General features: G+C 63.7%; 10 protein-coding genes and 1 pseudogene. 6 read left to right on the top strand and 5 right to left on the bottom strand.

Annotated features, from left to right (window positions below):
* Window positions 1–5: 5 nt before the first annotated feature.
* Window positions 6–1373: a helix-turn-helix domain-containing protein gene (locus CHX26_RS09725; protein WP_104942198.1), complete on the bottom strand. Its 1368-nt coding sequence runs from the start codon at window positions 1371–1373 to the stop codon at window positions 6–8.
* Between the two features lie 113 nt (window positions 1374–1486).
* Between CHX26_RS09725 and CHX26_RS09720 the strand changes: the two genes are divergently transcribed.
* The 4 genes from CHX26_RS09720 to CHX26_RS09705 all read left to right on the top strand — a co-directional run bounded on the left by CHX26_RS09720 (window position 1487) and on the right by CHX26_RS09705 (window position 7714).
* The gene (locus CHX26_RS09720; protein WP_172449780.1) at window positions 1487–2326 is read left to right on the top strand and encodes a helix-turn-helix transcriptional regulator; all 840 of its coding nucleotides are present in this window, start codon (window positions 1487–1489) and stop codon (window positions 2324–2326) included.
* Window positions 2327–2789: 463 nt separating this feature from the next.
* On the top strand, window positions 2790–5033 hold the full coding sequence (locus CHX26_RS09715) for a hypothetical protein (RefSeq protein ID WP_172449779.1): 2244 nt from the start codon (window positions 2790–2792) through the stop codon (window positions 5031–5033).
* 73 nt (window positions 5034–5106) lie between these two features.
* A complete protein-coding gene (locus tag CHX26_RS09710) occupies window positions 5107–5865 on the top strand; it encodes a class I SAM-dependent methyltransferase (protein ID WP_104942195.1) in 759 nt (252 codons plus the stop codon).
* Window positions 5858–7714 carry an ATP-binding protein gene (locus tag CHX26_RS09705; RefSeq protein WP_104942194.1) on the top strand — a complete coding sequence of 619 codons (1857 nt, stop codon included), beginning with the start codon at window positions 5858–5860 and terminating at the stop codon, window positions 7712–7714. The genes CHX26_RS09710 and CHX26_RS09705 overlap by 8 nt, the downstream gene beginning before the upstream one ends.
* A 775-nt stretch (window positions 7715–8489) precedes the next feature.
* On the opposite strand, the gene CHX26_RS09700 is transcribed toward CHX26_RS09705, so the two are convergent.
* Both CHX26_RS09700 and CHX26_RS09695 read right to left on the bottom strand, forming a co-directional pair.
* Entirely contained in the window at window positions 8490–8780 is a 291-nt protein-coding gene (locus tag CHX26_RS09700; RefSeq protein WP_104942193.1) for a helix-turn-helix domain-containing protein, read from the bottom strand.
* Window positions 8780–9118, bottom strand: a complete 339-nt coding sequence (locus CHX26_RS09695) for a type II toxin-antitoxin system RelE/ParE family toxin (protein WP_104942192.1) — start codon at window positions 9116–9118, stop codon at window positions 8780–8782. Before CHX26_RS09695 ends, CHX26_RS09700 begins: the two co-directional genes overlap by 1 nt.
* A 121-nt stretch (window positions 9119–9239) precedes the next feature.
* Here CHX26_RS09695 and CHX26_RS09690 point away from each other — a divergent pair, with 121 nt between their 5' ends.
* Complete coding sequence (locus CHX26_RS09690; RefSeq protein WP_104942191.1) at window positions 9240–10118, top strand: alpha/beta fold hydrolase; 879 nt, start codon at window positions 9240–9242, stop codon at window positions 10116–10118.
* Window positions 10119–10142: 24 nt separating this feature from the next.
* Entirely contained in the window at window positions 10143–11246 is a 1104-nt protein-coding gene (locus tag CHX26_RS09685; protein WP_104942190.1) for an FAD-dependent monooxygenase, read from the top strand.
* A gap of 200 nt (window positions 11247–11446) precedes the next feature.
* Here CHX26_RS09685 and CHX26_RS09680 read toward each other — a convergent pair whose 3' ends face one another.
* Both CHX26_RS09680 and CHX26_RS09675 read right to left on the bottom strand, forming a co-directional pair.
* Window positions 11447–13576, bottom strand: coding sequence for a DUF11 domain-containing protein (locus CHX26_RS09680; protein ID WP_172449778.1), 2130 nt, complete (start codon window positions 13574–13576; stop codon window positions 11447–11449).
* Window positions 13577–14127: 551 nt separating this feature from the next.
* A pseudogene (locus CHX26_RS09675) lies at window positions 14128–14447 on the bottom strand (ATP-binding protein); the annotation flags it as partial.
* Window positions 14448–14486: the final 39 nt, after the last annotated feature.

Genomic DNA, 14486 nt, shown 5'->3' with positions numbered 1-14486 from the left:
GGGGTCTACCGCGATTGTCTGTCCACTGGGGGATAGGCGCGCTGCTCGCAATCGGGGCGCGGGCAAATGCGGCACGATACGCCAATGGGAGTGACAGCACGGCCCGAGCCAAGGTCGAGCCCGTCGGCATAGATGAAGTCGCCCGCGTGCTGCACCTCGCACCCGAGCGCCACGGCATAGCGGCGCGGATTGCGGTCGAACCGGCCTGAGGCCTTCACCAACCCCTTGGCAATCGAGACATAGCGCAAGCCGTCCGGCGTTTCGGCAAGCTGGACAAGGATGCGGTCAGGAATGGCGGCCGCCTCATGGACGATCCACAGCGGGCAGGCCCCGCCGAAGCGCGCGAACTGGAAGCGGGTGGCGCTGTGGCGCTTGGTGATGTTGCCCGCCATGTCGACCCTGCAGAAGAAGATCGGCAAGCCACGTTCACCCTCGCGCTGCATGGTCGAGAGGCGGTGACAGGTCTGCTCGAAACTGGTCTGATACAGCAGCGCCAGCCGGTCCACATCGTGGCGGAATTCCCGCGCGGATCGGCGGAAATGGCCATAGGGCATCAACACCGCGCCAGCCGCGTAATTGCCCAGCCCAACCGTCAGCAGCTCGCGCGCGACCGCGCTGCGCAGCCGGGCTCCGGCGACGATTTCGCGGATCACGTCGCCAAGTGAACTGGCCGCAACATGATAGGCCAATTGAAAGCGAACGCTTGCGGCAGGCTGACTGGAATCGATCTGCAGCACCTGCTGCCCTTCATCGAAGCTGCGCAAGCTTTCGGCGGGACGCAGTTCCACCGCAATGCCGTGCGTATGCGTCAGATGCCGCAGCAGAGCCTCGGTGCCGGGAACCCCGTCGGAACCGGCCATTGCAGCCCCCAGTTGCTCGGCCGCGCGGTCGATCGGATCGACGTAGTTGTTCGACAGGTGAAACCAGTCGCGCACCTCTTCCCACGGCAAGCGTGCGCTCTCGTCGGTTTCGACCGAGATCGCTTCGTCGATCATTTCGAGCCGCTGGTTGGCGCGCCGGAATGCGCCGTGAAGCTCGACAAAGCGGCGGACGAACAGGGGTTGCTGCTGGGCCAGACGGTCGATCATTTCCGGAGCCAGTGGTGCATCGAAGATCGGATCCGCCACCGCCTCGCGCAGCAGCAGCGAGAGTTGCTCGGCATCGTCACCGGGGAAATCCTGCCATTCGAGGGGAAACAGCCGCGCCACCCGTTCGACCAGCCGCGGGGTCAATGGGCGATCATCATGTTCAAGCTGGCTAAGATAGGACGGGCTGATCGCGAGCTGCTGCGCGAGTTCAGCCTGCATCAGACCGCGCCGTTCGCGCAAGGCGCGCAGCTGCGCTCCGGCAAAAATCCTTTGTCTGGCACCCATGCCCGGTGACCTAGTTTGCAAATTGATACTTTGCAACTTTGCAAATTAACATTGGACGCAGGGCAAGGCTTGGGCGAACAGGCGGCATGGAATCTAGCGCAGGGAGACTGCACGTGGCCACCAATGTTCTGGACTTCCCCCGATTTGAACGCCCCACCACCGTCAACCAGGCGGACAATGGCGGTGCTGTTCGCTCGCTTGCGGACATCAGACCCGCAGCCCAGCACCTCGCCAGCAAGGTCGCCCAGCATGGCCTGCGGATCATGGTGTGGCACGATCTGGCCAGTCTGGAACAGCCTGTCGATGCCGAGGGCAACCTCCTCGGCACCGAGGTTTTCGGCTGGAGCGAAGCGGAACTGGTTCCGTGGCAGAATGTCGACCGGGCGATGCGCTCTCCGCTGCTACGGGTCGCGCGCGTCGCCAGCGAACCGCTGTGGATCGGCCCGGACGGGATCCATAGCCGCAGCGCCAACCGGCTGCTCGACCAGATCGACCTGCTCGATCTTGAAGCCTTCCCGAACCCGGCCTCGGCCATCGTGATCCCGGTACATATGCCGCTCGGGCAAATCGGCGCCGCGATCCTGACTCCGGTCGATCCGTCGCAACACGACTTGTCCGCCAACTTTGCGGCGAATGTCCGCGCGCTTGCCACCACCGTCTGGCAGTTCGTGACAGGTTACGTGAGCGTTTGCCGGGATGATCGCTATCTGCCCACCGAAGGCCTGCTCACGACCCGCGAGATCGAGTGCCTGAGCTGGGTCGCGCATGGCAAGACCGATTACGAGATCAGCATCATCCTCGGCTGCAGCCATGCCGGGGTTCGCTACCACGTGACACGTGCCTGCGCGAAGCTGGGTGCGGTCAACCGCGCGCAATCGGTGTTCCGGGCAGCGCAGCTCGGCTATCTCGGCGTGCCATTGCAGCCGCGCGCACATGGCCAACGCGCGAACTGAAACACGACACCAAGGCCCAAGGGTGCCAGAATCGGACGATTCCACCGTTCGGCTCAGGCTTCCCAAGCGCACCCGTGCCGTAAAGAATGGCGTGCTCGCGGGGAGCTTCCCTCCGTTTTGACTGAAACCGCCATTGACGGGTCAAGAGCACGAATCACCCCCGGTAACCGACCCTACTTTCTCGCCTGACGAGGCAACCGGCTGGCTTGAAAGAGGGGCTTACTGACAAAATTGTTAGTAAACCCGACATGCCACTTCAGCCTGCCATCGACAGCCCTCAAGCCGCTGAAATTTGCAGAATTTTGCACAATTTTCTACTCCAAAACTCCGTTCATCGTATCTGTGGGGCCTTCTGTCACACTTTTGCATTTTGACCCGGATCAAGGAGTCACATCCGAAACGGATCGAAATTTTCCACATGGCAGTCGGAAAGGGGTTCCGCACTGTCTGTGGGAGACTTCAGATGACACAGACTTGTTTCAAGCAGCCGAAGGCGTCGGCCAAGGCGGCGCCTGATTTCCGTATGGTCAGATTGGCAGGGCTGATGGCCACCACTGCACTGGTTGCAGCCTGGAGCCCGGCGGCGCTGGCGCAACAGGCCAATCCGATCGACGTGCCGCTCGACGTGATGTTCGATCTCGGCGTGCTGGAAGAAGGCGATCAAGCCTATTCCTATGCGACCGACGTAAGCGCCGATGGCAGGGTCGTGGTCGGGGAATCGCGCGTCAACATCTCCGAGAACAACTGGAACTATCAGGCTTTCATCTGGACGCCGCAGAATGGCATGGTCAGCCTCGGCACGCTTGGCGGCAACTATTCCTACGCCCGCGCGGTCAGTTCCGATGGCAATGTGGTGATCGGCCAGTCGAGCACAACGAACAACAGTTCCGACCGTGCTTTCCGCTGGACTGCGGCCGGCGGGATGCAGGATCTCGGCACGCTCGGCGGTACCTATTCCTATGCCTATGATCTCAACGATGACGGCTCGGTGGTGGTCGGTTATTCCTATGTCGACAGCACCAATAATCGTCATCATGCCTTCCGCTGGACCACGACGGGGGGGATGCAGGACCTCGGCACGCTGGGCGGGCGCTGGTCCTATGCCGAGGGCGTGAACGCCAACGGCAATGTCGTGATCGGTCACTCCGAGGTCACGTCCGACGACAGCGGCGTCTACCATGCCTTCCGCTGGACCACGACGGGCGGAATGCAGGATCTCGGCACGCTGGGCGGGAATTGGTCCTATGCCCGCGATATCGATGCCTCTGGCGATGTCGTTGTCGGCTATTCCCGGATTGGCGATGGCAGCGGTTACTATCACGCCTTCCGCTGGACTCCGACAAACGGGATGCAGGATCTTGGCACGCTGGGCGGCAACTATTCCTACGCCCGCCATGTCAGCCGCGATGGCAGCACCATTGTCGGCCATTCCAACATTACCGACAATTCGGCGCAGCGCGCCTTTCGCTGGACCGAGGCGACCGGGATGCAGGACCTCGGCACACTCGGCGGCGAGTGGTCATACGGCGAGGATGTCAGCGCCGATGGTTCGGTGATCACCGGCTATTCCCAGACCGGCGGAGAGGACGGCTATTATCACGCCTTCCGCTGGACCGAGGATGACGGGATGCTCGATCTCGGCACGCTTGGCGGGCGCTGGTCCTACGCCTCGGCGATCAGCGAGGACGGCAGCACGATTGTCGGCCATTCCGAAACCGCCGACGGTACCTACCGCGCCTTCATCCATCGCACCCGGATGCAGGACTTCACCAACATGATCGCGTCTTTCGGGATGCTCGCCAATGATCTGGCGCTGACCACCGAATTCCAGCGCGACATGACGACCTGGCTGGTGGACGGCGGCTGCAACCCGCGCGCCGATCAGCAGTTCTGTCTCGGCATCGACGGGCTGATGACCATGACTGGCGCCGACGGCGCGCGCGGGATCGCCCAGCGCGAAGACCAGTCGGTGCGGTTCAGCGCCGCAATCCGGGCGAGCGAACAGATCGTGCTTGGCCTCGGGGCGGTCATCACCGATTATCGCACACCCATCGGCGCGATCACGCCCGAGGACGGCAATGCCTTTGGCGCCTGGATCGCCTATGACAGCGATCCACGTGCGCTGACCGGGCTTTCGGGGCGCGTCGGTGTCGCCTTTGCCAGTCAGGGCAACCGCTTTGATCGCGGGATCGGGCTGGAGAATGTCGAGGTCACACCGGGCCAGTCGGATATCGGCACCACCACCATCGGGGCTGAACTGTCCTATGGCTTCGATGTCGGCGGGGTCATCCTTGCACCCGTGGTCGGCCTTGCCTGGCAGAGCAGCGAGCTTGATCCCTTCACCGAGGAACCGGGCGATTTCCCCGCCAGCTTTGCCGGGGGAACCTTCGAGGCCACTATCGCCACCTTCGGCGTGGAGGCGATCATCCCGATCGGCAGCAAAGCCAGCTTCACGCTCGGTGGTCTGGTCGAGCAGGATCTCGATGCCGATGATATCCTGCTGGAAGGCACCTCGCAGATCCCGGCGATGGAAGCCTTCACCTTGCCGGCCATGATCGAACGCAAGGAAACGCGTCCGCGGGCTGAAGTGACCTTCAACCAGCAGGTCGGGCCGGGCGTGGTCTCGGTGTTCGGCCGGGTCGGCGCGCCCACCTTTGGCGAGAAGGCCCGCTATGTCGTCGGGGTCGGCTTTGGCATTGGCTTCTGAAGCCAGCCGGGCCACACAAGTCGGCGGGCAGATCTTCGGATCTGTCCGCCGCTTGGCTGCGGAGGGGATTGCGATGAACGCAGATCAAACCCTGTCTTACGAGGCGCTGTTCGGCCAGCGCGGCTCGTCCTACGACCGGGCAATGCTCGCCTTTCCCGACGCGCGGGAACAGGAATTCGCTCAGGCGATCGCCGCGGCGTGGATCGAGGCCGGGATGGTGGTCGCCGATGTGCCGGCGGGCGGCGGCTATCTCAGGCAATATCTCCCCGAAGGCTGCGACTGGATAGGGCATGAACCCTGCGCCGATTTCACCAATCACCGCACAGGGGCGAGCATCGCGGGGCGACCATTGCTGCCACTGCCCTTCCCCGATCAGGCGGCTGATGCAGCGATCAGTCTGGCAGGCGTCCACCACCTCGCCGACAAGCGCCCGCTGTTTCGCGAGATGTTGCGGGTGACACGGCCGGGAGGGCGTTTTGTGCTGTCCGACGTGGCCGCCGATACGCCGACTGCGCGCTTTCTCGATGGCTTTGTGGGAGACACGAACAGCACCGGGCATGAAGGCATCTTCCTCGACGATCATACGCTGGAGGAACTGAGCGAGGCAGGCTGGAACGTGCTCTCGCACCGGCTTGTGCGGTTCCATTGGGTATTTGCCGATATGCCTGCAATGGTCGCTTTCTGCCGCGGACTATTCGATATCTGCAAGGCCGATGACGCCGCGATAAGCGATGCTCTGGTCGCGGGGCCGGGCGTGGATGGGCTGAAAGGCGGCGGGGTTGGCCTGCGCTGGAGCCTGATGACCATCATCGCGCAGCGGCCCGATGCCTGATTTCGGCATCAGCGATGGCTGGCATCTCACCGCACCCGTGCAAGCGGTGACCGGCTTTGCCCATGGCAGCGCCTACCCCTCCCTCTTGTGCGCCCTCGCAGGCTCGGCCCTGCCTGCGTCCTCCCGCGCTGCCGCAGGTGAGCGGATCGCCGCGCTGCTGCCACCGCATGATCCACCGCTTCCGCCTACCGGCATGGATGATGGACATGGAGCAACGCTGGCGTGGCTGCTTGCCCAGATTGACCTTTGTCAGGCAGCAGCCGGCCTGCCGGTGTGCGAGCCTGCGCGGGTGCTTGAAGACGGGGCCGAAGCAGCACGGTGCCAGATCCCGTCGCTCGGGCGCAGTCTCGGGCCGCTGTCGGTGCTGCTGCAATGCCTGCTGGCGCTGCTCCCGGCCTTGATCGAGGGACAGCGTGATCCGGCGCTTGAAGCCGAGTTCACACGGCTTCACGGGGTTCTGGCAAAGACCAACTTCCGCTCCAGCAACGTCCCTCGCTTTGTGCGCGCCGCACACGCGCTGGGCCTGCCGCTGCGCGAGTTGCCGGGGCAGTTCCTGCTGCTGGGCGAAGGCGCGCATAGCCGTTGGCTCGACAGCACCTTCACCGATGCGACGCCCTTCATCGCCACTCAGCTCGCACGCAGCAAGTTGCTGAGCGCGGCGCATCTGAGGGACGCGGGCCTGCCGGTGCCGCAACACCGACTGGTTGCCAGTGCCAGCGATGCACAAGCCGCAGCAGCGGCGCTCGGCTATCCGGTGGTGGTCAAGCCCGCCAATCTCGATGGCGGCACAGGCGTTGCCGCAGGCCTGCAGCACGAAGATGAGGTCGTCCGCGCCTATGACACCGCGCGGCGTCATTCACCCGAAATCATGGTCGAAAAGCACATTGCCGGGCGCGACTATCGCCTGACGGTGTTTCAGGACAGGCTGGTGTGGGCGGTCGAACGCGTGCCTGCCGGGGTCACCGGCGACGGCACACACAGCATCGCCGAACTGGTCGCTGCCGCCAATGCCGATCCGCGCCGCGGCAGCGGAGATCATGCCGCGCTGAAGCGGCTGGTGCTCGATGCCGAGGCCGAAACGCTACTCGCTCAGACCGGAATGTCAGCAACCGATGTGCCGGAGGCGGGCCGGTTCGTGCGGCTGCGCCGCGCCGCCAATGTCGCCTCGGGCGGGATGCCGGTTGCGGTGTTCGACAAGGTTCACCCTGACAATGCGCAACTGGCGGTCCGCGCAGCGGCAGCGCTGAGGCTCGATCTGGCCGGGGTCGATCTCATCATCCCCGACATCGCCCGGTCATGGCGCGAGGGCGGTGCTGCGATCTGCGAAGTCAATGCCCAGCCACAGCTCGGCGGCACCACGTCCGCGCATGTCTATCCGCAAATCCTGAAGGCACTGGTGCCGGGCGAAGGGCGGATCCCTTGCATCATCCTTGCCGGATTTGCCGAAGACAGCCCGCTTGCCGAAGACATCGCCGCCCGGCTCAGTGCGCAAGGGCTGAGGGCCGGGTGCCATGACCAGCGCGGCGTGCGGCTGGCAGGCGAATGGCTTTGCGATGGACCGAGGGGGTTACTCGAAGCTGGACAGATGCTGGCAGGCCATCGCGGCTGCGATGCGATGGTACTGACCCTGCCTGGCGGTGAGACCCTGGCCAACGGCCTGCCCGTTTCTCGCTACGATGTGCTGGCAATCGGCCCCGAGACCATTTCACCGCCCGCCGCCGCCTTGCTGCGTGCCGGGCAGCCAGACCGGATCATCACGGCACAGGACAATGCGTCACTCGCCTCCATCATAGACCAGGCGGAAGCCGACATTCGAAGCCTCCAGCCCCGGATCGCGTCCCTGCCATGAGTGCGGGCAAAACGGCTGGCAGTCATTGGGCGCGAACGGACAGGAGCCGCCCTTCACCGCCCGGCCCTGCCCGACCGGGTTAGCCGCTTAAGAGCGTCGCGCTCAATCGGCCCGCTCGGATTGTCCAGGGTTGCAGGATCATGGCCGGGAGCGAACTTCGCCCTGCGCGCTGATCCTCACCGCCCGAACCTGACCCTCATGGCCTGGCTCAAGCTGTCTCATCGGGATCACAGCAGCTCGCTGACAGCGCACCCATCTTGGGGTGCTGCATCATTGGTAGCGGAGGAGGGATCTAGATACTGTAATTAAACTATTGATTTTACTTGCCTCATTTTAGTTATCTGCGAGATATACCCCCAACGGTACCCCCAAACAGGGACCTTTTTGGTGAGCCTTTTCAAGGCTGCAGCAAGATAATTTTCCGCACTTTTTGTCGGCATGATCCGCGAATCCCGTTGTGAGCGAAAAGTGCATTTCATGTATCTCCACGACCGCAGTCTCGTGCGCTGCCTCTCCGGATACCTTCCTTCGATCTCTTGCCTCTATCCCGACGCCACTCTGCTGCGCGCCATCGTTCTCGCGCTCAGACCTACGCTGACCTAGTCGGTGCAGCCGTGCCGCCGAAACCCCGAGCCCGGTCCTTCTAGGCTTCGGGCCGAATGATGAAGTCGTAGGGATCAAATTGCTTCGCCATACCTCAGGCACGCCGCTGGACAGAGCCACCCGCAGATGCGAGGGCACCATCAGCGCTTGCAAAAAAAGGTCTGCGCTGGCCTTAGCGCAGAAGCTCACTGACCAGCGACGGCCTGCGGGCGATCATCGCCAGGAGCACCTGCGCCGGACCGGTCGGTTGACGGCGGCCGTGCTCCCAGTTGAGCAATGTGCCCTTGGCGACACCAATGCTGCGCGCAAACGCGCCTTGCGACAGGCCTGTCTGGGCCCGGATTGCCGCGACATCCACGACTGGCACTTCAATGGCGTGCACGCGCGCGCCAGCCTCCTTGCTCTGGGCATGGTCCAGCGCCTCGTTCAGTCCCTGCATGATGCTCTCGTAAGCCGTGCTCATCATCGATCTCCATAGGTTGCTATCAGGGTCTTGCTCAGCTCAACCGCTGCTGCCTGCTCGGCCCTCGTCAGATTGTCCTTATCGTTCTTGGCGACGACGGTGATCAGGTAGATCGGCATATGCCGGCCGCCGAAGACATAGATGGTTCGGTAACCACCGCTTTTGCCGCCACCTTCACGCGGGATCCGGACCTTGCGCAATCCACCGCCCAGCGACACGCCCGCTTCCGGGTTTGCCGCGATGTAGCCGATCAGGCTCATGTGTTCGTCATCGCTCATGATGGCCTTGGCGCGCCGCTGGAACTCAGGCAGTTCAACAACGGTCTGCAAGGTCGTCATGTGCGTCATATTTACGCCAATGACACATAGGTCAATGACATACGCTCAGGCCTCGCTGCCGCGCCTTGATCGGCCTCACGTTCATCAAGCCGTCAGGATCGCGGAACCATCTCCTATCGCATTGGTTGCGCTTGAAATTCTGACGGAGGCCGATGTGATTTCCTGCAAGTCTGCAATAATTTTTGCCGCGCTCGGGTTCAGCCTTGGCGGCTGCACGGTGGTGATCTCGCAAGCGAGCTTCTACCCCAGCGCAAGCCTCGCCCCGCCCGATGCCGTACTGAAGGTGCCGGACGGCTACGCCGCCACGGACACGCTGCTGCCCCTCGGCGATCTGGGCGCGGTTCGCACGGTCAGACTGGATAATCCCGCGAGCGAAACCGCGATCATCTACAGCGCCGGCAATGGCGGTTTCGTCGATTCCGAGGGCACAAGCCGAATGGCCGCGCGCCTTGCCGAGGTGACCGGGGCCGATATTATCCTCTATGACTATCCCGGCCGCGGCGGGACCACCCTGCCCCCCACAATCGCAGCGGCAGCCGCATTCGGCCCGGCGATGATGGACAGCCTCAAGGCACGGGGCTGGATCGGGCGCGGCCCGGCCTATGCCTATGGCCTGTCGTTCGGCGGCGCCATGACGGCGTCGCTCGCGCAAGCGGGCGGGCTTTCCGGGCTGATCATTGAAGGAAGCGCGGCGGATTATCAGGCGGTCGGGCGCGATTTCGTGCCCGGCCTTGCCAAGCCGTTCGTCAAGGTGCGGCTCGACCCGGCGCTCAATGCCTTCGACTATCAGGGCTATGTGGTGGCGGCCCGCGCGCCGGTACTGCTGCTGTCGGGCACCAGGGACAAGGTCGTCCAGCCTGCGCGGATGCGGGAATTCCAGCAGGCGCTTGAGGGAGGCGGGATCAAAGTGACCTTCGCCCCCGTGCCCGTGGGTCATGGCGGCGCGCTCGAAGCGGCCGAGGGGCGCGCGGCTCTGGCGGCCTTCATCAGCGCGCGATAGCAGGCACCGACGAGGCGCGCGCGTATGCCCAGAGCGATCATCGTCGGCGGCGGGATAGCCGGGCTGGCCTCGGGTATCGCTTTTGCCAACGCCGGATGGGACGTGACCGTGCTGGAACGCGCGCCGCGGATCGAACCGATGGGCGCGGCGCTCAGCCTTTGGCCGAATGCCTGCGCGGCCATCGCGCGCCTCGGTATCCTGGGTGCGGTCGCTGCCGCCGCCGCGCCGATCCGGCAGATGCTGCTGGCCACGAAGGATGGAGCGACGATCCTTTCCCGTCCCCTCCCCGACACCGCGCTGCTAGCGACCCGCACCGCGCTTCAAAATGCGCTGCTGGTGGCGCTGGGGCCGGATCGGCTGCGGCTCGGCTGCGAGGTCGCCGCGCTTGCCCCGGGGCGTGTAACGCTGGCGAACGGCGAGCTACTGGCCTGCGATCTGATAGTTGATGCCGGCGGCATCCGTGCGCCAAGCAATACCGATGTGCCGCCGGTCTATGCCGGCTATGGCGGAGTTCTGGCGCTGTCGGGCCGGGTCGCGGGGCCAGGGCTTGGCGGTGTGGCGGCTGAGTATTGGGGCAGGCACCAGCGCTTTGGCCTGTTCGAATTACCAGGCAATCGCCGCTACTGGTTCCTGATGCGCACCCAGCCCGCGGCTACCGCGATGCCCGATCTGGCCGCCTGCGCCGCTGCTGCCGAGGGCTGGCCATCCCCCGTCTGCGAGGCGATTGTCGCCACCGCGCCCGATGCGCTTATCCCCTTTGCCGTCCATGCCAAGCCGCCGCCAAAGACGCTCTGCGCGCCAGGGATCATCCGCGTCGGCGACGCTGCCCATGCGATGGAGCCCAATCTCGGTCAGGGCGCCTGTCAGGGGCTGGAGGATGCCGCTGCGCTTCAGGCGATCGCCGCCGCTGCCACGCCCGCGCAGGTCGCGCATCATTACGATCGTCTCCGCCTCAAGCGGGCGCGGATGTTCGTCCGGGAATCGGCGCTTGGCCGGTTAGGTGCTCAAGGGCCAGCCGCAGCGCAGTTCGTGATGCGGGCGGTACTCCGGTCTATCCCCGCAGCCCTATCCGAACCCCGCCTGCGTGCCATGCACACAATGCCTGATTACGCCGCACGGCTTCGATGATGCCACTCCGCTTAGAGAGGCAGCGCTTCACGCGCCTGTCCTGCCCCAAGTCTTTGCGAGGTCGAGGAAGTCCGCCCGCGCAGATCGGCAGCTTCAGCCAGATTTTCCCTGAAAGTGGTCATTGAGCAATCGACCTCGTCCCGGACATGGACGAGCCTTGGCCAGCATCTGCTTATCCTCAGGCGCCACACAAGCAGGCTCTATTTGATGCGCGTTCGGAACCGGATTGTTGCGGTGGCTTCAGGCGAGGTGGCCGGCAGACTCCCTCGCGGTCGGACGCAGATATAGCGGACGGCCGGGTCATGCCCGGCGAGGGGCACATAGTTGCAGGCAGAGAGGCTTGTTGGCTGGGTGCTGGCGGCCGAATATCCGACATCCAGATTGTAGTCGAAGCTGAGAGCCGCATTGGATTGTTCGAATCCGACCGGATCGGAGCCAGGGCCGCTGCCATCGTAATCCCCATTGAAGAATTCGAGCTCGGACGGAAGCGCATCAACCAGAAAAATGCTGTCCGCATCGATCGGCACTTCGCCGATATTCGCAATCTCGATGGTGTAAATCACTTCGCTGCCTGGTATGCGGAAACCGTCGCCCGGGCCGAACGAAGTCGATGTCTTCGTCGCTCGGATCCCCGTAGGCGGGGTGCAAAACACCAGATTGTGCAGCGCAAAACCGGGTTCGCCTGTGGTAGAAGTCGACACCGGCGCGTTGCCCCAGCTGATCGTGACCCGATCAACGCGGCCGTCGAAGCCGACTGAAAGCGTCCCGCCCCCCGATGACCCGCCTGTGTTGGGGCTGTCAACAATGCCGCGCGCACTGTTGTCGAGAATGCTGATGGCGCTTCCGCCTGCCAGCATCACCGGGACGTTGGCGCCGCCGAAGCTGCCTGTAATCGTGGCCTGCTCGAGCCGAGTGAAGTTCGGGTTGCCATCGAGATCGAACAGCATGAACCGCAGGTTCTCGACCCCGACTCCCTCGGGCCCAAGCTCGATGGTGATGCTGATATCATTGCCTGCCAGAGGCACATCTCGCGCCGCAAAGTTGAGCGCGCTTTGCGTCGCAGGTAGCCCGCCGCGATAGAACGGAGCATTATTGGGGGTGAACAAGGGCGAGCCTGATATCAGAGCGTTGCCTGGGTCAGCGACATTTATGGTGATCGGCTTGCCCGCGACATTGAAGGTGCCGCTGCGGCTTGCTGCGGTCCAGGTGGAGGTGCTCCAGTTCAGCGCACTTGTGCCCGTGGGGCAGGTCTGCGCTGCAACGGTTCCGGCATCGCGCAAAATGGTAAGTTCCACGCGCGCCTCGTCGTCATCTGCGATCCCGTCGCCCAGATCATCGACCCCGAAGCCGGTGACGGGGGAGGAATCGGCGTCTGTCTGCTCGGCGGCAGTGACGAGAGCATCGGCGTTGAAGGTGCCCTGCTGCACTGCCAGTGCAGTATAGCTGAACGTCCGCTGCTCTCCTGCCGGGACAGCCCCGACAGTCCAGTCACCCACCTCGGGATCCCATGCCCCGTTGCTGGTATCGGAATTGCGGCGGCTGCCGCCCGGCAGAGGCACGCCCAGCACCACGCCCGATGCGTTGCCGGGGCCGCGATTGGCGACCGTAACGGTGACAGTGTATTCGTCAAACCCTGCTCGCGGTGAGGTGTTGCTCACTTGCAGATCAACCTCGAGATCGATCGGCTGTGCAGTGACCACGAAGTCTTCACGCGCCGAGAACCGTGCGTCACGGGCAGTGTCGGATGTGCCAGCACCATCGGCGAAGACAGTCGCCATGCCGCTTCCGTTATCCGCAGTCTCAACAACCGGTGCGCCAAGGCCACTGGTGCTTGCCTCACGTGCGATGGCGGTCAGTTCGACGGCGGCGATGTCTCCGCCAAAGACGGAGGCCGGCACGTCGCCGACCACGAACACCGTGACGTTTTCGTCCGCTGCCAGCTGCGGGATAAAGCTTGCCGTATCGATGCCGGCTTCGAAAATGCCATTGGCGTTGGCATCGACAAACACCTGCAACGTTCCGGCCAGATCGAAGTTGTCGGTGCCGCCACGCGCCGCGGCCCCTCCGGCAACCTGGCTGGCGGCAAGCTCGAAGCCGAGCGCCGCGTTGCTGAGGTTGCTCAGTTCGAAAGCGACCGCGACACCGGTTTGGCCGGGCAGGACCTGCGTTCCCGTGTTCGCCGCCTGAACAAGGGCCAGGTTGACCTTGCGCGCGACCACGAAAGACGTACTGGCGCTCTGGGGGTTCTGCCGCACGCCGCCGACGTCATACTCGACGGTGGCGGTGTTGGTGACTGTGGTTGCCGCAGGCGTGCCATTTGCGCCCGCCATCTGGCTGCCCAGCACCGCAATTGACGCGATCCCGGCTAGGGCAAGGCCGCGGAACCTATCAGCTCGGGATCCCGAATGACGTTGTTCAGTTCGCATGCCAACCGCGCTAGCATTGCTATGGTAAATCAATCGTAATCATGCTGTCTGTCACGGCAGGTTCCACCCACGAGTTGCCATAGGCCGGGTCGGCGCGCGATCCCGAAAGCAGCACGGAGCTTTGTCCCGCTTCTGCAAAACCCTGCCCTTCGAAAAGCCGCCCCAAAACCGAACCCCCAGGCTGAGGCAAGGGCTCGACCTGCTACTGGTGTGCCGGGGCAATTGTAATTGCCGCTCTCCACGCCTGTTCGGCAACCCTCTCGTCTTGAGCCGCCGTCTCCAGCTTTTGGGTCAACCAGTTGATCTTCGGTCCCTTAATTGCACTGGACAGCAGCACCACGAAGGACCCAATGTTAGAGACCGTTAAGGCGCCAGACTTTTGAGTACCATTGAGATTGGACCCGGGATTTTCATCGAGAAGTGCCCCGGATTGTTGTTAGCCATGACGGCTCCGACTAGGGTTTGGTCAACGGTTCGACGTTCTCGCCTTTCGTTTTCCGCTTGGCCGCTGATGCCTCGAACCGGAAGCTGTCGCGGCCGGTTTTGAGGATATGGCAGCTGTGGGCAGGCGATCAAGCAGCGCGGTGGTCATCTTGACATCACCGAACACGCTAGCCCAATCGCTAATGCTCATTTTGGCGGTGATGACCAGGCTAGTGCGCTCGTAGAGCTTCGAGAGCAGGTGGGACAGCAACGCCCCGCCTGACGGGCTGAACGGCAGATCGCCCGGCTCATGGAGTTTGATCAGGTCAAGCCGCAGCAGGCGCGCGGAGAGCTTGCAAGCATGACCATGAAAATAACAGGCCTTGCCCCG

Source organism: Porphyrobacter sp. HT-58-2 (assembly GCF_002952215.1).
GTDB lineage: Bacteria > Pseudomonadota > Alphaproteobacteria > Sphingomonadales > Sphingomonadaceae > Erythrobacter.
This window is presented reverse-complemented; position numbering and strand designations above follow the sequence as displayed.

Coding starts and splice junctions, on each gene's coding strand:
- CHX26_RS09680 (WP_172449778.1), bottom strand. CDS start 13,576: ATGGCGGGCGCAAATGGCACGCCTGCGGCAACCACAGTCACCAACACC.
- CHX26_RS09715 (WP_172449779.1), top strand. CDS start 2,790: ATGACACAGACTTGTTTCAAGCAGCCGAAGGCGTCGGCCAAGGCGGCG.
- CHX26_RS09700 (WP_104942193.1), bottom strand. CDS start 8,780: ATGAGCACGGCTTACGAGAGCATCATGCAGGGACTGAACGAGGCGCTG.
- CHX26_RS09685 (WP_104942190.1), top strand. CDS start 10,143: ATGCCCAGAGCGATCATCGTCGGCGGCGGGATAGCCGGGCTGGCCTCG.
- CHX26_RS09695 (WP_104942192.1), bottom strand. CDS start 9,118: ATGACGACCTTGCAGACCGTTGTTGAACTGCCTGAGTTCCAGCGGCGC.
- CHX26_RS09710 (WP_104942195.1), top strand. CDS start 5,107: ATGAACGCAGATCAAACCCTGTCTTACGAGGCGCTGTTCGGCCAGCGC.
- CHX26_RS09705 (WP_104942194.1), top strand. CDS start 5,858: ATGCCTGATTTCGGCATCAGCGATGGCTGGCATCTCACCGCACCCGTG.
- CHX26_RS09725 (WP_104942198.1), bottom strand. CDS start 1,373: ATGGGTGCCAGACAAAGGATTTTTGCCGGAGCGCAGCTGCGCGCCTTG.